The sequence below is a fragment of the Candidatus Zixiibacteriota bacterium genome, assembly GCA_035574315.1.
In the GTDB taxonomy this organism is placed as follows: domain Bacteria; phylum Desulfobacterota; class Binatia; order UBA9968; family UBA9968; genus DATLYW01.
On sequence record DATLYW010000025.1, the window covers coordinates 23,375 to 43,866 of the forward strand.

The window sequence follows — 20,492 nt, forward strand, 5'->3', positions numbered from 1 at the left end:
CGATTTTTCCGGCCACCTCTTTTCGCCGTGAGATCGAGGACTTGGGCCGCTATTCGGCCTGGCATGCCGAGTGCTTTTCCTGCGAGAGCCGAGGCGGCGGCCCGCCGAGCCGGGCGACGCGCCGCCGGTTTTCCGGGAAAATGAAGGGACTTGCCGGCCTTCACTGCCTGACCGAGGTTTCCGACAACCTCTTTACGGTTTCCAGGAACCGCAGCATCGTCTTGCTGCGGTGGGTGGTGATCTTCGCCTCTTCTTCGCTGCTGCTCTCGGCGAGCAATCCGATTCCCGGGCGGGAGCTGATCCGGGCCTGGGTTCTCCTGCACGTCGCGAGCAACGCCCTCCTCTACGTCGCCCGCGACGGCCTGCTGTCGGCCCAGTGGTTCACCGGAACCTTGATCGTGTTCGACACGCTGGCGCTGAGCTTTTCCCTGATCGTGACGGGAAACCTGGGAACCGACCTCTATCTCCTCTATTTTCTGGTCATCATCATCGCTGCGTTCTGGCAGGACATCCGCTACTCGCTCGCTTTTGCCGCGCTGATTTCCGCCGTCTACGGCTCGCTCCTTTTCCTCGCGGAGCGCCGGGATGCCGAGCTGCTGCTACGGGTGCCGTTCCTCTTTTGCGCGTCGGTCTTCTACGGCTATTTCACTCAGCTCATTCATACCGAACGGGCGGCGCGCCAGCAGGCCGAGCTCGAGGCGCGCCGGGATTTCCTGACCGGTTTGCCCAACCGGAAGGCTTTCGACGAGAGGATCAAGGAGGAGCAGGCGCGGGCGGCGCGCTACGGCCGCTCGCTTTCCCTGCTGATGCTCGACATCGACAACTTCAAGGCCGTGAACGACGCCTTCGGGCACGACTGGGGCGACCGCGTGCTGCGTCTGGTCGCCGGGACGTTGCGGGACGCCGTCCGGCAGGGGGACTTCGCCGCCCGCTACGGCGGCGAAGAGTTCGCCGTGATTCTCCCCGAGACCCGTCTTGCCGACGCGGTTGCGCTCGCGGACCGGATCCGCCTGGCGATCAAGCAAACGCCTCTCCAGACTCCGCAGGGGTTGTTGCTCGTGACCGTGAGCATCGGGGCGAGCTGCCGTTCCCTGGCCGCCGGGGATCCGCCGGTGCTCGACCACGACGCCGACCGGGCGCTCTACATCGCAAAGCGCAAAGGGAAGGACCGCGTCGAGTCCCTGCACGGTCCGGTCCTGCATTGACGCGCGGCGCGATCACACCGTTCGTCTTTCGCCCGCCTCCGCCCTTGCACATCCTGCGCTGAAAATAGTCTACTGGAACCGGTGCCCCGTTCGATCGGCGCGCAACGCGGCGGCGCGAGCCCGGGTTCCGGAAACCTGCGTTTGAGCCGCGCTCTGCTCGGCGACGGCTTGAACGGCCCGAACCGCTTGAACAAACCCGTGAATCGAAGGAGGCTGCGATGGCCGAAAAATACCGGATCGAGACCGACTCGATGGGCGAGGTCAGAGTCCCCGAGCGCGCCTACTACGGCGCGCAGACGCAGCGTGCGGTCGAAAATTTTCCCATCAGCGGCATCGGCTTTCCGAAGAGCTTCATCCGCGCGCTCGCGCTCATCAAGCACGCGGCGGCGGAGACCAACGAGGAGCTGGGGCTTCTCGCGCCCGACGTCGCAAGGGCCATCTGCGCCGCCGCCCGGGAAATCATGGACGGCAGGCACGACCGCGAATTCGTCGTCGACATCTTCCAGACCGGGTCGGGAACCTCGACCAACATGAACGCCAACGAGGTCATCGCCAATCGCGCGGCGGAAATTCTCGGCAAGCCGCGCGGCGCCAAGGCGGTCCATCCCAACGACCACGTCAACCTCGGCCAGTCCAGCAACGACGTGATCCCCAGCGCGATGCACGTCGCGGCGCTCGGGGCGATCCGGGGCGAGCTGCTTCCCGCGCTCGCCGCCCTGCGCGCGGCGCTGGCGCGGAAGGCGGACGAATTCGACGACGTGGTCAAGCTCGGGCGGACGCATCTCGCGGACGCCACGCCGGTCCGGCTGGGGCAGGAATTCGGCGGGTACGCGCGCCAGATCGAGCTGGCGGCCGAGCGTGTGGAAGCCGCGGCCCGCGGGCTGGAGGAGCTGGCTCTCGGTGGCACGGCGGTCGGCACGGGCATCAACTGCCACCCGGAGTTTCCCGCCCGGGTGATCCGGAAAATCGCCGCGGCGACCGGCCTGGCCTTCCGCGAGGCGTCCGATCACTTCGAAGCCCAGGGCGCGCGGGACGCGGTCGTCCACGCCAGCGCGAGCCTGCGGACCCTCGCGGTCAGCCTGACCAAGATCGCCAACGACCTCAGGTGGCTCGCCTCGGGACCCCGCGGCGCCATCGGCGAGATCGTGCTTCCGGAGACCCAACCCGGGTCCTCCATCATGCCGGGCAAGGTCAATCCGGTGGTTTGCGAATCGGTCCTGCAGGTCTGCGCGCACGTGATCGGTTGCGACGCGACGATTGCGCTTTGCGGGCAGTCGGGAAATTTCGAGCTGAACGTGATGATGCCGATCATGGCGCTGCGGCTGCAGGAAGCGATCGAGTTCACGGCGAACGCGGTCAGGGTTCTGACCGACAAATGCGTGGCAGGGATTGCGGCCAACCGCGAGCGCTGCCGCGCGCTCGCGGAGCAAAGCCCGGCGATGGCGACCGCTCTGGCTCCGGCCATCGGCTACGATGCCGCGGCGCGGATCGCCCGGGAGGCATACGAGACCGGCAAGACCGTGCGCGAGGTCGCCCGCGCCCGCCGCGTCCTCCCCGACGACGAGCTGGAAAGGCTCCTCGATCCGCTCCGCATGACCGGCCCGTTGCGACGCCGTTCCTGATCTGCCGCGGACTCGCCTTACTGCGGTGGGATTCGCCGCCTGCCGGCCTGACCGCAACCGCAGAGTCCGCGTTCAGGACAATGCCGCGGTGTACGACCCGTTGAGGACGCTTTGAATCGCGCGGATCAGCTCCGCGTTATCGAACGGCTTCTCGAAGTACTCCACGGCGCCCGCGAGCAGCGACGGCTCCTCGTAAAGCTCGCGCGGCCGCGCGCTGACCACGATGATCGGGATGTTTCCCGAATTCAGGCGCTTCAGCGCCTCGATGACGGCAAAGCCGTTTTGATCCGGAAGTCCGAGATCCAGAAGGATGAGGTCGGGTTTTTCCTGGACGGCCATCTGGATCGCCCAGTTCGCGTCCGGCGCGCAAAAGGTCATGTAGCCGCGCGCCGTCAGCCGGATGTGCAGCGCCAGCAGCAGGTCCTTGTCGTCGTCGACCACCAGGATTTTTTTCCTCTTCATGTTTTCTCCGTTTCGCGATCGGCCGGGGCCGGATGGACGCCCGGACCGGCCGGCTTCTGCGCCGGCACTACCGGCAAGGTGAAATGGAATGCGCTTCCTTTTCCGATCTCGCTCTCAACCCAGATGCGCCCGCCGTGGCGCGCCACCAGTTCCCTGCAGATGTACAGGCCGAGGCCGAGGCCGCGCCGGTTGGCCTGCGCCGTCCGCTCCTCCTGATAGAGCCGATCGAAAATCCTGTTCAGGGCTTCCGGGGCGATGCCGCACCCCGTGTCGGATACCGAAACCTGAACGAAATCCGCGGCCGCGTGCGGTCGCCGCGCGCGGATCGCTACCCGCCCTCCGGGGGGAGTGAACTTCACCCCGTTGTCGACGAGATTGGAAAGGATCTGCCTGACGCGCCGCGGGTCGGCGAGCACGGGCGGCAGGCCGTCCGCGACCTCCGCCGACAGGGCGACGGACTTTTCCGCCGCCGCCGGCTGGAGCTCCGCCCGCAGGTCGCCGATGACGGAGCGGAGATCGACCGGCCGGGGCTCCACGACGATCTTGCCGTCTTCGGCGCGCGCCGCTTCGAGCAGGTCCCCGACCATTCCCTGGAGCTGCCTGACGTTTTTCAGCGCGATCTCGAGATATTCGCGCTGCTCGCGCTTGAGCTCTCCCGGAATTCCGTCCATGAGGATCGTGATGAACTGATGAACGGCGGCCAGCGGCGTCCGCAGCTCGTGCGAGATGTGCGAAAAGAAGCGGTTCTTGATCTCGATCTGCTGCCGGCGCGACTCCTCGGCCCGGGCGGCTCTCTGGCTCTCGGCCTTCGCCTGCTCGGCCAGGTAGCCGTAGAGCACCGAGGCGCCGAAGAGGAGCGGCAACCGCAGCAGATTTTCCGCGTCGAACGCGAGCTCTCCCCTGCCGGAGAGCGGAACGAGAAGAACGGAAGCGACTCCCAGCGCCAGCGATCCGAGAACGGTCTGGATCAGGCTCTCGCCGATCGCCGCTATCAGAACCCCGACGAAAAACACCAGGCAGAGGTCCCAGGGGCTCTGCTGGTTGATGACGATCGCTGCAAAAAAGAGCAGCGTATCGACGAGGACCATGGCGTTGAGGAAATACGGATGACGAAAGACCGCGTCCGGCAGGCGGGTGAAAACGAGTGCCGTGCCGAGAGCAGTCAGCACGAGGGCCAGATCGCCGGGATGGTGCAGTCGGCCTTCCCGGGCCAGGAAAAGATAAGAGCTGGCGATCGCCACGAACCATTGAATCGAGGTCAGGTCGCGCCTGCGGTCTTCGCCCGCAGGGCGCATCTTCCCGAAGAGAAGCTGGCGAAGCCCCAGGCTCGAGGCGGTGCCTTCGCGGAAAACTGCGGCGACAACGGGCAGGCTCATCGAGCCTTGCTGCTACAAAAACCGGACCACGGCGGGCCTGGAGGAGGGATTCGGGAAAGTGGCGCTATTTCAGCCAGTTGGAGTTTGCTTCGGAGTCCGGACGGTCGCTCGGGAGCCGGGCCGGAGCGCAGCTCCTCGACTCACTGTGCGGCCGGACGAATTTTGTTAAGCCCAGCTCCCGGGGCCCCGAGTCCGAAGTCCGGGGCTGGGCGAACGGAAACGGTTACCCGTTCGGAAGCTGAGGATTCAGTCAGGTTCAATAAAAACCAGAAACTGTTACTGTCGGTCGATTTCCAGCCCGAACGAGATTCTCGTCCGGGTGCGTCCCTGCGACTGTGGAGGCTGCAAAGGTTGACAGCGAAGCCGCCGCCGTATAGGAACAAAACGCAAAGCAACTGATTCTGCCGCGGAGAGGTATCGTCGTGAACGGAAAGAGTGTGGGACTGGAACAGTACCGAACGCTGCGCACGGACGCCTGGTGGGTGGAGCCGCTCGCGGTCGTTATCGGCCTGGGCGGGTTCGTGGTTTACGCCACCTGGGCCGCCCTGCAGAACGCGCACTACTACGCCGAGCCTTATCTCTCGCCCTTCTATTCGCCCTGCCTCGCCGCGAACTGCACGCATGTGACGCTGCCGCTGTTCGGCTCGTGGTGGAATCTATCGCCAGCTTTCCTGATCCTGTGGATCCCGGGCGGCTTTCGCGCCACCTGCTATTACTACCGCAAGGCCTACTACCGGTCTTTCTTTCAACTCCCTCCCGCGTGCGCGGTGCGCGACGCCGCCAGGAGCTACACCGGCGAAACCCGTTTCCCGCTGACCCTGCAGAACTCGCACCGCTTCTTTTTTTATCTCTCGCTGGTGATCCTCGCCTTTCTCTGGTGGGACGTGATCCTGGCGTTCCGCTTTCCGGACGGCTTCGGCGCCGGCGTCGGCACGCTCGTGCTGCTGATCAACGCCGCCTTGCTGTCGCTGTTCAGTTTTTCCTGCAACTCCTGCCGGCACGTCTGCGGCGGTTACCTGAACTCGTTCCACTCCTCTCCCGGCCGCTATCGGATATGGACGGCGGTCAGTCGATTGAACGAGCGCCACATGGAGTACGCGTGGGTCAGCCTGATCTGGGTCGCCCTGGCGGATCTCTACGTGCGGCTGGTGTCGATGGGCGTGATCCAGGATGTGAGGTTTTTCTGATGGCTGCCGAGGACAAGTACGAAACCCACGAATACGACGTCATCGTGATCGGCGCCGGCGGGGCCGGGCTGCGGGCGGCTATCGAGGCCTCCGCGCAGGGGGCCAGGACCGCGCTGATCTGCAAGTCGCTGCTCGGCAAGGCTCACACGGTCATGGCCGAAGGCGGGATCGCCGCCGCGATGGGCAACGTCTATCCCGAGGACAACTGGAAAGTCCATTTCCGCGACACGATGCGCGGCGGCAAGCTGCTGAACAACTGGCGGATGGCGCAGATCCACGCTCAGGAGGCTCCGGACCGGGTGCTGGAGCTGGAGGAGTGGGGTGCGTTGTTCGACCGCACCAGGGACGGCCTGATCCTGCAACGCGACTTCGGCGGCCATCGCTACGCCCGGCTCGCCCACGTCGGCGACCGCACCGGGCTGGAGATGATCCGAACGCTGCAGCACCACGCGGTTCACAAGGGAATCGACGTCTACATGGAGTGCAACGTCCAGCGGCTGCTCAAGAGCGGCGGGCGGGTGGCGGGCGCTTTCGGCTACTGGCGCGAGAGCGGCAAGTTCGTCGTCTTCAAGTCGAAAGCCGTCGTGCTGGCCACCGGCGGCGGCGGCAAGGCGTGGAAGATCACCTCGAACTCCTGGGAATACACCGGCGACGGCGTCGCCATGGCGCTCGACGCCGGGGCGGACCTCATGGACATGGAGTTCATTCAGTTCCATCCGACCGGGATGGTATGGCCGCCGAGCGTCCGGGGCATCCTGGTCACCGAGGGCGTGCGCGGCGACGGGGGAACCCTCAAGAACATCAAAGGCGAGCGCTTCATGTTCCGCTACATCCCGGAATTCTTCAAGGCCGAGACCGCCGAGACCGAGGAGGAAGCCGACGCCTGGTACGAGGACAAGCGCAACAACCGGCGCACCCCCGATCTCCTCCCGCGCGACGAGGTGGCCCGGGCCATCAACGCCGAGGTGAAGGCCGGGCGCGGCACGCCGCACGGCGGCGTCTATCTCGACATCGCGTCGCGCCGGCCGGCCGAATACATCAAGCGCCGGCTGCCTTCCATGTACCACCAGTTCAGGGAGCTGGCCGACGTCGACATCACCAAGGAGCCGATGGAAGTCGGGCCGACCTGCCACTACGCGATGGGCGGGGTCCGCGTCGACGCCGACTCGACCGCGACCACGGTTCCCGGGCTGTTCGCCGCCGGAGAGGTCGCCGCCGGCCTGCACGGCGCGAACCGGCTCGGGGGCAACTCGCTTTCCGACCTCCTGGTTTTCGGACGGCGCGCGGGGCTCTATGCCGCCGAGTACGCCAAGTCGTTCCACGGCGATCTCTCGGTCGACGGCGATCAGATCGAAGCCTACGCCCGGGAGCTGCTCGCTCCGTTCGACGGCCGGGGCGGCGAGAACCCCTACACGCTGCACGCCGAGCTGCAGGACTGCATGCAGAACCTCGTCGGCATCATCCGCGTCGAGTCCGAGCTGAAGCAGGCGCTGGAGAAAATCGCGGAGCTGAAGCAACGGCTCAAGCGGGTGAGCGTCGAGGGGCACCGGCAGTACAATCCCGGGTGGCATCTCGCCCTGGACCTCCACTCCATGCTCTCCTTCGCCGAGGCCGCCACCGTGGCGGCCCTGGAAAGGAAGGAAAGCCGGGGCGGCCACACGCGCGACGACTATCCGACCACCGATCCCGAATACGGCAAGGTCAACATCGTGATCCGCAAGGGACGCGACGGCCTTTCAGTCTCGAAGGAGCCGCGACCGGAAATGCCGGAAGAACTCAAAAAACTGCTCGAGGAGTAAGCTCGATGGCTGCCCAAGAAGTCCATATGCGGGTCTGGCGCGGCGACGCCCGAGGCGGCGAGTTCAGGGACTACCGGGTCCCCGCCGCCGAAGGCATGGTGGTTCTGGACGTGATCCACGCGATCCAGGCGACCCAGGCCAACGATCTCGCGGTGCGCTGGAACTGCAAAGCGGGAAAATGCGGCTCGTGCAGCGCCGAGGTGAACGGCAAGCCGCGGCTGATGTGCATGACCCGGATGAACATCTTTCAGCCCGGCGAGACGATCACCGTCGCCCCGATCCGGACCTTCCCGATCATCCGCGATCTCGTCACCGACGTCTCGTTCAACTACGAGAAGGCCAGGGGGATTCCGCCGTTCCGGCCCCGGGCCAAGGAGCCGGACGGAACCCGGCGGATGTTCCAGGAGGACATCGACCGGGTTCAGGAGTTCCACAAGTGCATCGAGTGCTTCCTCTGCCAGAACGTCTGCCACGTGATCCGCGACCACGAAGAGAACAAGCCGGCTTTCGCCGGCCCCAGGATGTTCGTGCGCCTGGCCGCGCTGGAGATGCATCCGCTCGACAGCCACGACCGGATGGAGCTGATCAAGGAAAAGGCGGGATTGGGTTATTGCAACATCACCAAATGCTGCACGGAGGTGTGCCCCGAGCACATCCACATCACGGACAACGCCATCATTCCCCTCAAGGAACGCGTGGTCGACCGCTACTACGACCCGATCGCGCGGCTGCTGGGGCTTTTTTCGGCGGGCAACAACAAGTAAGGAGTTTGCGGTTCGACGTTCGAAGCCAGGGCGAGAGGTCGGGTTCCTGACTAGCGGTTCCTGGCCGTCGCGCGGCCGCTGCGCTTCAGGTACATGCGGACCCAGTAGTCGTACAGGGTCGATACCGTAAACTCCTGCGTCGTCATTCGATTCAGCGCGGACTCGTACTCGATCGAGATCGCCTGGTCCTGTTTCTGGATCGCGACCAGCCTCCCCTTCTTCTCGTCCACGAACGCTCCCACCGCCCGCAGGATCTGCGAGAGCGAATGCGCCTCGGGCGTGAGCTCCGGGTTGCGCCGCCTGGACTGCCCCTCGACGTCGAGGAACGCGATGTCCTCCGGAGTGTAGGTCACCTCGAAGGCGCCCGCCGACGGGCCGGCCGGAGGTTGATTCCCCTTGGGCTTCCCGCCGCGCAGCAGCTCCCAGACCACGCGCAGCGACTTGGGCCTGGACGATTCGGCGGCGGGGGCGGGCTTCGGTGCGGTCTTTCCGCGGATCACGAAGTCGTCGCGATCCACCTGGAGCCGGAACGATTCGGCGCCGAGCGCTTCCAGCGCCTGGCCGATGGGTCGGAGGAGCTGGGCGTACGTGAGCGACTGGGGCATGCGACCGGCGAAATGACGACCGAGGAAAAAGGACGATCGGGCTCGCGGGTCAAGCGGTGACCCGATTCGCCCTTCTCATGTACATCCGGACCCAGAAATCGTATAGCCCGGCGACCGACAGCGTCTCTTCCGTGAGCTGCCCCGCGGGCGTCTGATACTGCACGATGAACTGCTCGCGGTCGCGGGAGATCTTCACCATGCGGCAGCGCTTCTGTTCCAGGTAGGCGCCGATGGTTCGGAGCAGCTGCGACAGGCTCGCGGCGTCGGCCATCGCCTCGCCGGTGCTTCTGCGCGCCTGTCCCTCTCCTTCGAGCCGGTCGAGATCTTTGGGCGTGTAGCGCAGATCGAGGTGGGTGAACGAGACCGGCGCCTGCTCCGCAGCCTTTTGCTCCTCGCGCCCCGGCAGGAGGCCCCAGACGAACTTGAGCGCGCCGGCCGGCGCCGCCTGCCCCGCAGGCTCCGGTTCCCCGGCGCTGCCGCGGATGAGGAAATCCTCCCCGTCGTTCTCCATCTCGAAGGCCCGCACGTGAAGCATTTCCAAGGCCTGGCCTATGACGCGCAAGGACTGGGCGTACCCCTGTACTTGTACCATGCGATCTCCCCGAATGTTTAGATCGGGCCCTTCCACAGCCGCAAGGCCTTACAAATCTGGAGTAAAAATGTGTTTTGCTTGATATCTACGCCTAAGCGGCGAATATGTCAATAGAAATATTTTGGCCCGCCGTTGGCGCCGGTCGGGCGCTGCGAGCGTGCCCGGTAAGCTCTCGCGAACCGCCGGCCGACCCTGTCCGGGATCAAAGCCGCTTGAAGGTGCTGCCTTCGGAAGACGCCCGCTGGATCTGCAGCCGCTCCTTGCCGGATTCGCGGCTGTCGAGCAGCGTGTCGAGCGCGTCGTCCCCCTTCAACCCTTCCAGCTTGATCTTCAGTCGCAGATTGTTGGCGCTGTCCGCGTTCATCAGCGCCTGTTGCAGCGTGATCTTTCCCTCCTTGTAGAGCGTAAAAAGCGCCTGGTCGAACGTCTGGCATCCCTCCTGTGTGCCCTGCTCCATCGCCTCCTTGATCGTTTCGAACTCGCCGCGCTTGATCAGATCCTTGATGCGCGGCGTGTCCACCAGGACTTCGATGGCGGCCACCCGCTTGCCCTCGGGCGTCGGTATCAGCCGCTGCGAGACGATGGCCCGCAGGTTGAGCGACAGGTGCATGAGGATCTGGGCGTGGCGGTCGGCGGGAAAGAAGTTGAGGATGCGCTCGAACGACTGGTTGGCGTTGGTCGAGTGAAGCGTGCCGAGGCAGAGGTGGCCCGTGTCCGCGAAAGTGAGCGCCGCTTCCATCGATTCCCGGTCGCGGATCTCCCCGATCAGGATCACGTCCGGCGCCTGGCGCACCGCGTGCTTCAACGCCTCGGCGAACGAGTGGGTGTCGAAGCCCAGCTCGCGCTGGGTCACGATGCACTTCTTGTGGCGGTGCACGAACTCGATCGGGTCCTCCACGGTCACGATGTGGCCCGGCCCCGACTGGTTTCGGTGATCGATCATGGCCGCAAGCGTGGTCGATTTGCCCGAACCCGTGCCGCCGACCACGAGAATCAGCCCGTTTTTCTTGAGCGCGAGATCCTTGAGCACAGGGGGAAGCCCGAGCTCGTCGATGGTCCGGATGTCGAACTTGATCCGGCGGATCACCATCGCCACCGAGCCCCGCTGGCGCAGCACGTTGACGCGGAAGCGGCTGAGGTCCGGGATCGAAAGCACCAGCACCAGGTCCATCTCGTGCTTGGTGTCGAACTCCCGCCACTGGTTCTCGCTCATGACGCTTTTCGCCAGCGCCTCGAGGTCGGCCGGCTTGAACTTCGTCTCCCCGATCGGCTGCGCGACTCCCTCGATCCGGTACACCGGCGGGCTCGCGACGGTCAGGTAAACGTCCGAGGCGTCTTTTTCGACCATCACCTGCAGGAAATCCTTGATCTCCATCGTTTCAACCGCTTTCCCGGTTCACCTGAGGCGGCGCCGCCTGCCTCAGGTGCGCAGGCGAAAGACCGGCGCGTTCCTGGCCGGCTCCGGCCGCGCCGATTCCTGGCGCGCGGCCGGCTGCTCGGCGTCCTCGCCGCCCTTCAGCCCCGCCAGCTTGATCTTCAGCCTGAGATTGTTGGCGCTGTCGGCGTTGATCAGCGCCTGATCGAGGTCGATCTTGCCCTCCTTGTAGAGCATGAACAGCGCCTGATCGAACGTCTGGCACCCCTCCTGGATTCCCTGCTCCATCCCTTCCTTCAGCTGCTCCACCTCTCCGCGCCGGATCAGATCCCGGACCCGCGGCGTGTCGATCAGGATCTCCATGGCGGCGACCCGTTTGCCGTCGACGGACGGCACGAGGCGCTGGGAAACGATCGCCCGCAGATTCAAGGACAGCTGCAGGTAGATCTGGGCGTGCCGCTCGGAGGGGAAGAAGTTCAGGATCCGCTCGATCGCCTGGTTGGCGTTGTTCGAGTGCAGCGTGGCCAGGCAGAGATGGCCGGTTTCCGCGAAGGTGATCGCCGCCTCCATGGTCTCGGTGTCGCGGATCTCGCCGATCAGGATCACGTCGGGCGCCTGGCGCAGCGTGTTGCGCAGCGCGGCGTGGAAGCTGTGGGTGTCCATCCCCACCTCGCGCTGGGTCACGATCGACTGTTTGTGCCGGTGGACGAACTCGATCGGGTCCTCGATCGTGATGATGTGGTCGTTCTCGGTCGAGTTGCGATGGTCGATCATCGCGGCGAGCGTGGTCGATTTGCCCGAGCCGGTGGCTCCCACGACCAGCACCAGGCCGCGCTTGGACATGACGATGTCGCCCAGGACCGGCGGCAGCCCCAGGTCCGCGAGCGACGCGACCTCGGTCTTGACGCGGCGGATCACCATGCCCGAAGAGCTGCGCTGGCGGAAAGCGTTCACGCGGAACCGGCTCACCCCCGGGAGCGAGATCGCCAGGTTCATCTCCATCGTCTCGTTGAACTCCTTCAGCTGCCGCTCGTTCATGACGCACTTGATGAGAACCTCGATGTCCTGAGGAGTGAAGGGTTTGTCGCCGATCGGACGGATTTTTCCGTCGATGCGGTACATGGGGGGCTTGGCTACCGTGAGGTAGAGGTCCGACGCGTCGTGATCCACCATGGTTTTGAGCAGATCCTCGATCAACATGGCAGCCTCCGCGAAGAGGCTAGAGCCGGCCCCCCACCACGCCCCCCGCGGCGGACGCGAACAGGTTGGGGTTGGAGCTCCGGGATTGCGCCTCTTCCTTGGTCACCACGCCTTTGGCAACCAGCGCCTGCAGCGCCATGTCCATCGTCTGCATGCCGTCCTTCTGGCTGACCTGCATGGTTCCGGGAATCTGATGGATCTTCCCCTCGCGGATCAGGTTGCGGATAGCGGTGGTCCCGGTCATGATCTCGAGCGCCGCCACCCGACCGCCGGACTTTTTCTTGAGCAGCGTCTGGGTGATCACCGCCTCGATCGACTCGGCGAACTGCGCCCGGATCTGGGCCTGCTGCGCCGGCGGAAAGACGTCGATGACGCGGTCGACCGTCTTGGGAGCGCTCGAGGTGTGCAGAGTGCCGAAGACGATGTGGCCGGTCTCCGCCGCGGTGAGCGCGAGCTGGATGGTCTCGAGGTCGCGCATCTCGCCCACCAGGATCACGTCGGGGTCCTCGCGCAGGGCCGCGCGCAGCGCGTTGGCGAACGAATGCGTGTGCGGCCCCAGCTCGCGCTGGTTGACTAGGCACTTCTTCGACTGGTGCACGAACTCGATCGGGTCCTCGATGGTGAGGATGTGGCCTTCGAAGGTGTTGTTGAGATAGTCGATCATCGCCGCCAGCGTCGTCGATTTGCCGGATCCCGTCGGCCCGGTCACCAGGATCAGCCCCTTTTCCTTGTCGCAGAGCTGCTTCAGCACGGGCGGCATGCCCAGCTCCTCGAGCGTGAGGATCTTGGTCGGAATCGTCCGGAAGACGGCGGCCTCGCCCTTGCGCTGCATGAACACGTTGACGCGGAAGCGCGCGACCGACCCCAGCTCGAAGGAGAAGTCGCACTCATGCGTCTCCTCGAACGTCTTGCGCTGGGCGTCGTTCATGATGTCGTAGATGAGGTCGTGGACCTGCTCCTTGGTAAGCGGCGGATGGTCGAGCTTCTTCAAGTCGCCGCGTACGCGGAGAAGCGGCGGCTCTCCCGAGCTGATATGGCAATCGGAAGCGTCCTGCTCGACGCCGAACGCCAGAAGTTGCATGATGTCCATGAAGACGCTCCTAGTCGGTTTCGGTCATTTTATTACGCCCGCGAGAACCCAGTAAAGCCGGTTTAACGGCCCCTGTAACGTTGCGGGGGCTTCATTTTTGCGCAGACACCACCCGGCATGGGCCGAGACCGGCGAGCGCGGGCACGGGAACGTGAAGCTTCGGCTCTGCCCCGGGCGCCGGATAGCCCGCTCGCGGGGAGGATGGGCCGGCGGCCTGCGAGGCAACGGCCCATTGGCCGCGCTCGGCAGGAGCCGGCCCGGGCAACGATGGCCTGTCTGCGCACCACCGAATTCACCAAAGCCTCCGCGAGCAAGAAGGATACCAGCCTCGTGACCGCCGCTGCTTCGCTTCTCGCGCCGCCCGGCCAATGTCCCAGGCTCTCGTTGCTTTTTCACAAAAAACCCGCTACTTATACGGCTCTTTCAGCGGCTTCGAGGGCCTCATGGTACGCGGCAAGGTAGCTCTGGTGACGGGCGGCGGGAGCGGGATCGGGAAGGCGATCGGGATCAATTTGGCCAAAAACGGAGCGTTTGTGGCCATCGCTGGACGAAACTTGAACCGTCTGGAGTCGGCGGTCGCCGAGGTCTCCGGGAGTGGCGGCCGGGCGATGGCCGTCCCGATGGATATCCGGCAAAGGAGCGAGGTCGAGCGCGGCGTTGCCGCCGTGGCCGAGCGCTGGGGCGCCGTTCACATTCTCGTCAACAACGCGGGGGTCTCCGGGATGACGCTCATGAGCGATCCGGACGAGACCCGCTGGGCCGACATCGTCGACACCAACCTCACCGGGACCTACCGGGTCACCAAGGCGGTCTTGAGGCACATGCCGGACCACGCCGGAGGACGGATCATCAACATCTCCTCGGTCCTGGGAAAATTCGGCGTTGCGGGCTATGCGGCCTACTGCGCGACCAAGCACGGCCTGATCGGCTTCACGCGCGCGCTCGCCCTGGAGCTGGTCGGCCGCGGCATCACGGTCAACGCCATCTGTCCCGGCTGGGTCGAAACCGAAATGGCCGCCCGGGGGATCGCGGACACCGCCGCGTATCTCGGCACCACCCCGGAGGAGTTCAAGAAACAGGCGATCGCGGCCGTGCCCATCAGGCGCTTCCTCGATGCCGGCGAGGTCGCGGAGATCGTTGTCTACGTTGCTTCCGACCTCGCTCGCGGCATCACCGGGCAGGCAATCAACGTCTGCGGCGGCCAGACCATGATCTGACCGCCGCGCCGGCCGCGTCTCGAGTGGTCTCCGGTTCCACCGAGCCCCTTGCACTCGCCCGGCTCTTCATCTAGTTACTAGGGAGTTCATCGGCGGGCAGAGCCCAGGGAGGGCCGGAAGTAACGGTTGCCGGCCTTCAGGTTTCCGGTCAGTCAGCAGCGAGCCGTGAGCAGCTTTCAAGTTGATTGCGGATTGCGAATGGCGAGATCTCGCGCATCTCGCCGCCCGGCATCCCGAGTCCGGAGCCCGGAAGCTTGCGTCTGCGCGGCGCTCCGTACGACGGCGGCCTGAACGGAGCGAAGCGGTTGAACGGCTCGAACCGCCTGAACGGCAGCGAAGCGACTATAACCTGAACTTTTCACTCGCCGCGAAGCGGCACGCTCGAGAGGAGACTTATGCCAAAAGACCTTCACACTTTCATCGCGCAGGAAGAAAGGAACCGCCCCGGCTCGGTGATCCGGGAAAAGAACCGTATCGACTGCAACCAGTACGAGACCATCGCCTACCTCAAGCACCTCGACCTGCGCAACGAGGCCAAGATGGTGCTGTTCGAGAACGTCCCGGCGCTCAACGGCGAGCCTTCCCGGTTTCCCCTGTTCTACAACCCCTGGGTGACGCGCCAGTTCGTCGCCGATTCGCTCGACATGGGAGACCTCAAATCGCCGATGGACCTCAGCCTGGAGGTCGCCCGGCGCGAGCTCAAGCGGGGCAGCGTCGAGGTCATCGCTCCGGAAAAAGCGCCGGTGAAAGAGACCGTGCTGCGGGGGGACAAAGCCGATCTGCGGGTGCTGCCGATTCCGATGCACCAGAAGGATGACGTCGGCCCCTATCTCACCATGGCCTGCGCGATGAAGGGCTTCAACGCGGATTTCTACGACATCACTTTCACCAAGAACCGCTACTACGAGCCGCGGCGCATGAGCTTTTCGGCCCACAAGCACCACCACCTCGAGGCCATCGCCACGGAATACGAGGAGCACAACGAGCGGGCGCCGGTGATCGTGATTCTGGGCCACCATCCGGCCTTCTTTCTCTCGACCTGCTGCATGACGCCTTACGGCAACGACGATTACCTCACCGCGTCGGCCTTTCTCGGCGAACCGCTGCGCCTTACGCCCTCGACGACATGGGGCGAGAAGTTTCTCGTCCCCGCCGACGCCGAGGTGATCATCGAGGGCGAGATCCCGCCGGGGGTTCGCGACAGCCAGAATCCCTTCGGCGAGATCCTCGGGTACTATCAGGTCGAGATGAAGGTCCCGGTCATCGAGGTGACGGCGATCACGGCCCGCAAGGACGCCATCGTCGAGGATTTCTGGCCGGGCCACATGGACCACTGGAACCTCGGCAGCATCCCCAAGGAAGGCAGCGTCTATAACGTGATCAGGAAGAACATTCCGGGCGTCCGGGCGGTCCATCTGCCGCCGTCCGGAGCGGGCCGTTGCATCTGCTACATCTCGATCAAGAAGGAGTTCGAGAACGAGCCCAACAAGGCGGGCATGCAGGCGTTCGTGGAGATGCCCAACCTCAAGCTGGCGGTGATCGTCGACGACGACGTCGACGTCTTCAACGAGCGTGAGGTGATGTGGGCGGTGGCGACCCGGGTCCACTGGGACAAGGACATCGAGATCATCCGCGAGGTGCAGAGCTTCCGCGGATGGCTCGGCGACGCGGTGGCCATCATCGACGCCACGGTGCCGCTCTCGGGAGGGTATCCCAAGCGCAACGAGGTGCATCCCGAGGCCTTCGCCCGCGTGGCGAAATTCTTCAAGTGAGGAGGCGAGGAGCAGGTATGGCCGGCAAGCTCAGGTTCATCTACAAGGCGACGTGAACGACGTGCCGCAAAGCAAGAAGTTTCTTGCAAGCCAGAAAGGTCGATTTCGAGGAGAGGGAATACGGCAGGAACCCGCTGACCGAGCGGGAGCTGCGCGAGATCATCGGCGACGGGCCCATCGAGGAGTTCTTGAACCCGCGGACGCCGCTCTACCGCGAAAAGAACATGAAGCAGAAGCCGCCTTCCAGGGAGGAAGCGATCCGGCTGATGCTCAAGGACCAGAACCTGCTCAAGCGGCCCGTGATCATCAAAGGCAAGACCCGGCTGACGGGATTCAACGAGGCGGCGCTGAAAGAGATCCTCTAGGGCGGGCTTCCGTTCGTCGCGGTCCCCCAGGTCCCGAGTCACGGGTCCGGTTGCGTCTTCTGCGGCGCTCCGCACGGCAGCGGCTCGAACGGAGCGAAGCGATCCAACGGCCTGAACCCACTTGAACCCTTGAACCCCTGAACTTTTGAACTCTTGAACCCTTGAACTTTTGAACCCTTGAACTCGACACGAGCCATGACGCGATGTCTACGCAGTTACGAGCTCCCGGATAGAATATGGAAAAAGACACTCTGCCGGGCCTGACCCTGTTCGGCCGGGGCAAGGTCAGGGACATCTACGACTTCGGCGACCGCTTGCTCCTGGTCGCCACGGACCGGATTTCGGCCTTCGACGTCGTTCTGCCGACGGAGATCCCCGACAAGGGCCGGGTGCTCACCGCCCTCTCGGCCTACTGGTTCGGCGTGATGCAGGACATCGTTCCGCACCACATGATCAGCATCCGTCCCGACGACTTCCCTCCGGCCTGCCGCCCGCACCGGGAGTGGCTGGACGGGCGCGCGATGCTGGTGCGGAAGGCGAAGCCGGTGCCCGTCGAATGCATCATCCGCGGCTATCTGGCCGGCTCCGGCTGGAAAGAATACCGCGAGACCGGGAGAGTCTGCGGCGTCGAGCTTCCGCCGGGGCTGCCGGAGGCCGCTCGCCTGGAAGAGCCGATCTTCACGCCTTCGACCAAAGCTCCGGTCGGGGAGCACGACGTCAACATCACCTTCGACCAGATGGCCGAGCGGATCGGAGTCGAGCTCGCGCGAGCGATTCGCGATACGAGCATCGCGATCTACCGCCGGGCAAGAGAGATGGCCGAGGCCAGGGGCATCCTCATCGCGGACACCAAGCTCGAGTTCGGCCTCGACGGCGACCGCCTGATCCTGATCGACGAGCTGCTGACGCCGGACTCCTCGCGCTTCTGGCCGGCCGAAGGCTACCGGCCCGGGAAAACCCCGGACAGCTTCGACAAGCAGTACGTACGCGACTATTTGCTGAGCCTGGGCTGGGACATGAAGCCGCCGGCGCCGGAGCTCCCCCCCGAGGTCGTGAGTAAAACCCGCGAAAAGTACAACGAGGCGCTGCGCCGGCTGACGGGGGCTTGAGCCGCGGCGCCGCCGGGCGGCCCGACGGCAAAAAAAAGGGCGGGCCCGAGCCCGCCCCCACGGCCGCGCGACCGGCCGGCCTCATTCCTTCGCCGCGGCGCTGAGCCCGCCCGCTTCGGCGACGTCGGGCGTCACCTCCCGGTAGATCTTCGCCCCGCTTTTCCTGAACTCCTCGGCCTTCTCTCTCATCCCGGCGTCCAGAGCCGCCTGCTCGTCGATCCCCTTCTCCGCCGCGTAGTCGCGCACGTCCTGCGTGATCTTCATCGAGCAGAAGTGCGGGCCGCACATCGAGCAGAAGTGCGCCAGCTTGGCTCCCTGGGCCGGGAGGGTCTCGTCGTGAAACGCCCGCGCCGTCTCCGGGTCGAGGCTCAGGTTGAACTGGTCCTCCCAGCGGAACTCGAACCGCGCCTGGCTGAGCACGTCGTCGCGCAGCTGAGCGCCGGGATGGCCCTTCGCCAGATCGGCCGCGTGGGCGGCGATCTTGTAGGCGATGACGCCGTCCTTCACGTCCTTTTTGTCCGGAAGGCCGAGATGCTCCTTCGGCGTGACGTAGCAGAGCATCGCCGTCCCGTACCAGCCGATCATGGCGGCGCCGATGGCGCTGGTGATGTGGTCGTAGCCCGGCGCGATGTCGGTGGTCAGCGGACCGAGGGTATAGAACGGTGCCTCGTGGCAGAGCTCGAGCTGCTTGGTCATGTTCTCGCGGATCAGGTGCATCGGCACGTGGCCCGGCCCTTCGATCATCACCTGAACGTCGTGCTTCCACGCGATCCGCGTCAGCTCGCCGAGGGTTTCCAGCTCGGCGAACTGCGCTTCGTCGTTGGCGTCGGCGATGGAGCCCGGCCGCAAACCGTCGCCGAGCGAGAAAGCGACGTCATAGGCCTTCATGATCTCGCAGATCTCCTCGAAGTGCGTATAGAGGAAATTCTCCTTGTGGTGCGCCAGACACCACTTCGCGAGAATCGAGCCGCCCCGCGATACGATGCCGGTCACCCGCCTGGCGGTGAGCGGTATGTAGCGCAACAGCACCCCGGCGTGGATCGTGAAATAGTCCACGCCCTGCTCCGCCTGCTCGATCAGCGTGTCCCGGTAGATCTCCCACGTCAGCTCTTCGGCCTTGCCGCCGACCTTTTCGAGCGCCTGATAGATCGGCACCGTGCCGACCGGCACCGGCGAGTTGCGCAGGATCCACTCGCGGGTCTCGTGGATGTTGTCGCCGGTGGAAAGATCCATCACCGTGTCGGAGCCCCAGCGCGTGGCCCAGATCATCTTTTCCACTTCCTCCTCGATCGAGGAGGCGACCGCCGAATTGCCGATGTTGGCGTTGATCTTGACCAGGAAATTCCGGCCGATGATCATCGGCTCGCTCTCGGGGTGGTTGATGTTGGCCGGAATGATCGCCCGTCCCCGGGCGACCTCGTCGCGCACGAACTCGGGGGTGACGAACCTGGGGATCGAGGCGCCGAAGCTTTCGCCGCCGCGCTTCCCGGTGCCGTTCTCGAACGCCTGCTGCCGGCCGAGGTTTTCCCGGATCGCGACGTACTCCATCTCCGGGGTGATGATGCCCTTGCGCGCGTAGTGCATCTGCGTGACGTTGCAGCCCGGCTTCGCGCGCAGCACCGGACGGCGCGACGCCTCGGGGAATCGCTCTCCCCGATCCCCGCTCGACCCGTTCGCCGGGGGGCGGTAGCTGGGCTCCGGCCGCTCCTCGACGTCGCCGCGGGCCTTGATCCAGTCGAGGCGCAACGGCCTGAGCCCCTTGCGGATGTCGGTCTCGACGGCGGGATCGGTATAGGGCCCCGAGGAATCGTAAACCATCAACGGAGGGTTGGCGCGGCCGGGGCCCGAGCGCCCGTTGAGCGTGTCGGACAGAACGATCTCCCTCATCGCCACTTTCACGTCGGGCCGCGACGGGCTTTGAACGTACACCTTGCGCGAAGCGGGCAACGGCCGGGTCGTAATGCCGCCTCCGAGGGAATTCGTTTCCTTCTGCGAGTTGGACATAAGCTCCTCCTTGGGTTTCGCCGGCCGGTCTCCCGGGACCGGCCCTCGAAGCGCCTCAGACATGCCGGTACGGTCTCACGTACTGCTCGTAGAGCCCTTCTTTGCCTTTCTCCGCCAGGTCCCTCGAGCGCTGCATCAACGTTTCCTTGTCCTCGACGAAATCGCGCCGCGACGACCCCAGGTTCCCTGGGTGGGTTCCGGAGTCCATGCGGATGGCGTCACAGGGACAGGCCTCCACGCAAAAACCGCAGTAGATGCATCGCAGCGTGTCGATCTCGTAGCGGACCGGAAATTTCTCCACCGGATTTTCGGGGTACTCTCCGGCCTCGATATAGATGCATTCCGCCGGGCACGCCGTGGCGCAGAGGAAGCACGCCGTGCACTGGACCGTCCCGTCTTCCTTCAGCGTCAGCCGGTGCCGTCCCCGGTAGGTATCGGGGTACGGAGCCCGCTCGTCCGGATACTGCACGGTGATCGACGCCTCGAGATCCCGCGCCAGGCCCACCTGATGCAGGGCATGGATCACGAGGTTGCGCCAGAAACGGTATCCGGTGACGAAAAGACCGCGGATCACCTCCGGGAAATAGAGTCGCTCCCAGAGGCTCATCTCTTCTATTCTTTTCATTCACGCTTTTCCAGAGTGAAAATGGAGACCTCGTCATGCGAGGCGCGGCGGAGCCTGAGCGCTTTTCCGGGCATTCGCCGGGAACTCATCCAACTTACAGGCCCTCTCCGGGGGATGTCAAGA

The 20,492-nt window shown here is 65.0% G+C and carries 17 protein-coding genes and 1 pseudogene; 9 read left to right on the forward strand and 9 right to left on the reverse strand.

Annotated elements, in window-relative coordinates; all coding sequences use genetic code 11:
* Nucleotides 1-140 precede the first annotated feature (140 nt).
* Both VNN77_07745 and VNN77_07750 read left to right on the forward strand, forming a co-directional pair.
* On the forward strand, nucleotides 141-1,205 hold the full coding sequence (locus VNN77_07745; protein HXG51280.1) for a GGDEF domain-containing protein: 1,065 nt from the start codon (nucleotides 141-143) through the stop codon (nucleotides 1,203-1,205).
* Between the two features lie 218 nt (nucleotides 1,206-1,423).
* Nucleotides 1,424-2,827, forward strand: a complete 1,404-nt coding sequence (locus VNN77_07750) for a class II fumarate hydratase (protein HXG51281.1) — start codon at nucleotides 1,424-1,426, stop codon at nucleotides 2,825-2,827.
* 72 nt (nucleotides 2,828-2,899) lie between these two features.
* Here the strand turns inward: VNN77_07750 and VNN77_07755 are convergent, their stop codons facing one another.
* Nucleotides 2,900-3,289: a response regulator gene (locus VNN77_07755; protein ID HXG51282.1), complete on the reverse strand. Its 390-nt coding sequence runs from the start codon at nucleotides 3,287-3,289 to the stop codon at nucleotides 2,900-2,902.
* Nucleotides 3,286-4,665, reverse strand: a complete 1,380-nt coding sequence (locus VNN77_07760) for a HAMP domain-containing sensor histidine kinase (protein HXG51283.1) — start codon at nucleotides 4,663-4,665, stop codon at nucleotides 3,286-3,288. The genes VNN77_07755 and VNN77_07760 overlap by 4 nt, the downstream gene beginning before the upstream one ends.
* A gap of 422 nt (nucleotides 4,666-5,087) precedes the next feature.
* On the opposite strand from VNN77_07760, the gene VNN77_07765 reads away from it, so the two are divergent.
* Genes VNN77_07765 through VNN77_07775 form a run of 3 tightly spaced genes read left to right on the forward strand, consistent with a single transcriptional unit; the run spans nucleotide 5,088 to nucleotide 8,415 of the window.
* Nucleotides 5,088-5,852 carry a hypothetical protein gene (locus VNN77_07765; protein ID HXG51284.1) on the forward strand — a complete coding sequence of 255 codons (765 nt, stop codon included), beginning with the start codon at nucleotides 5,088-5,090 and terminating at the stop codon, nucleotides 5,850-5,852.
* Entirely contained in the window at nucleotides 5,852-7,651 is a 1,800-nt protein-coding gene (locus tag VNN77_07770) for a fumarate reductase/succinate dehydrogenase flavoprotein subunit (GenBank protein ID HXG51285.1), read from the forward strand. Before VNN77_07765 ends, VNN77_07770 begins: the two co-directional genes overlap by 1 nt.
* A gap of 5 nt (nucleotides 7,652-7,656) precedes the next feature.
* Entirely contained in the window at nucleotides 7,657-8,415 is a 759-nt protein-coding gene (locus VNN77_07775; GenBank protein HXG51286.1) for a succinate dehydrogenase/fumarate reductase iron-sulfur subunit, read from the forward strand.
* Nucleotides 8,416-8,465: 50 nt separating this feature from the next.
* On the opposite strand, the gene VNN77_07780 is transcribed toward VNN77_07775, so the two are convergent.
* The 5 genes from VNN77_07780 to VNN77_07800 form a co-directional block, all read right to left on the reverse strand.
* The gene (locus VNN77_07780; protein ID HXG51287.1) at nucleotides 8,466-9,020 is read right to left on the reverse strand and encodes a hypothetical protein; all 555 of its coding nucleotides are present in this window, start codon (nucleotides 9,018-9,020) and stop codon (nucleotides 8,466-8,468) included.
* A 49-nt stretch (nucleotides 9,021-9,069) separates the two neighbouring features.
* Complete coding sequence (locus VNN77_07785) at nucleotides 9,070-9,612, reverse strand: hypothetical protein (GenBank protein ID HXG51288.1); 543 nt, start codon at nucleotides 9,610-9,612, stop codon at nucleotides 9,070-9,072.
* Between the two features lie 202 nt (nucleotides 9,613-9,814).
* Nucleotides 9,815-10,987, reverse strand: a complete 1,173-nt coding sequence (locus tag VNN77_07790) for a PilT/PilU family type 4a pilus ATPase (protein ID HXG51289.1) — start codon at nucleotides 10,985-10,987, stop codon at nucleotides 9,815-9,817.
* A gap of 45 nt (nucleotides 10,988-11,032) precedes the next feature.
* On the reverse strand, nucleotides 11,033-12,187 hold the full coding sequence (locus tag VNN77_07795; protein ID HXG51290.1) for a PilT/PilU family type 4a pilus ATPase: 1,155 nt from the start codon (nucleotides 12,185-12,187) through the stop codon (nucleotides 11,033-11,035).
* A gap of 19 nt (nucleotides 12,188-12,206) precedes the next feature.
* The gene (locus VNN77_07800) at nucleotides 12,207-13,277 is read right to left on the reverse strand and encodes a type IV pilus twitching motility protein PilT (GenBank protein HXG51291.1); all 1,071 of its coding nucleotides are present in this window, start codon (nucleotides 13,275-13,277) and stop codon (nucleotides 12,207-12,209) included.
* A gap of 443 nt (nucleotides 13,278-13,720) precedes the next feature.
* On the opposite strand from VNN77_07800, the gene VNN77_07805 reads away from it, so the two are divergent.
* From VNN77_07805 to VNN77_07820, 4 genes and pseudogenes are all read left to right on the forward strand, one after another.
* A complete protein-coding gene (locus VNN77_07805; protein ID HXG51292.1) occupies nucleotides 13,721-14,494 on the forward strand; it encodes an SDR family NAD(P)-dependent oxidoreductase in 774 nt (257 codons plus the stop codon).
* 395 nt (nucleotides 14,495-14,889) lie between these two features.
* The gene (locus tag VNN77_07810; protein ID HXG51293.1) at nucleotides 14,890-16,266 is read left to right on the forward strand and encodes a UbiD family decarboxylase; all 1,377 of its coding nucleotides are present in this window, start codon (nucleotides 14,890-14,892) and stop codon (nucleotides 16,264-16,266) included.
* Between the two features lie 68 nt (nucleotides 16,267-16,334).
* Nucleotides 16,335-16,631: pseudogene (locus tag VNN77_07815) on the forward strand (ArsC/Spx/MgsR family protein).
* A 236-nt stretch (nucleotides 16,632-16,867) separates the two neighbouring features.
* Complete coding sequence (locus VNN77_07820; GenBank protein HXG51294.1) at nucleotides 16,868-17,740, forward strand: phosphoribosylaminoimidazolesuccinocarboxamide synthase; 873 nt, start codon at nucleotides 16,868-16,870, stop codon at nucleotides 17,738-17,740.
* A gap of 81 nt (nucleotides 17,741-17,821) precedes the next feature.
* On the opposite strand, the gene thiC is transcribed toward VNN77_07820, so the two are convergent.
* Nucleotides 17,822-19,744 (reverse strand): phosphomethylpyrimidine synthase ThiC, encoded by a 1,923-nt coding sequence (gene thiC / locus VNN77_07825; GenBank protein ID HXG51295.1) that lies wholly within the window; start codon nucleotides 19,742-19,744, stop codon nucleotides 17,822-17,824.
* A gap of 55 nt (nucleotides 19,745-19,799) precedes the next feature.
* Nucleotides 19,800-20,369: an NADH-quinone oxidoreductase subunit I gene (locus VNN77_07830; protein HXG51296.1), complete on the reverse strand. Its 570-nt coding sequence runs from the start codon at nucleotides 20,367-20,369 to the stop codon at nucleotides 19,800-19,802.
* Nucleotides 20,370-20,492 lie beyond the last annotated feature (123 nt).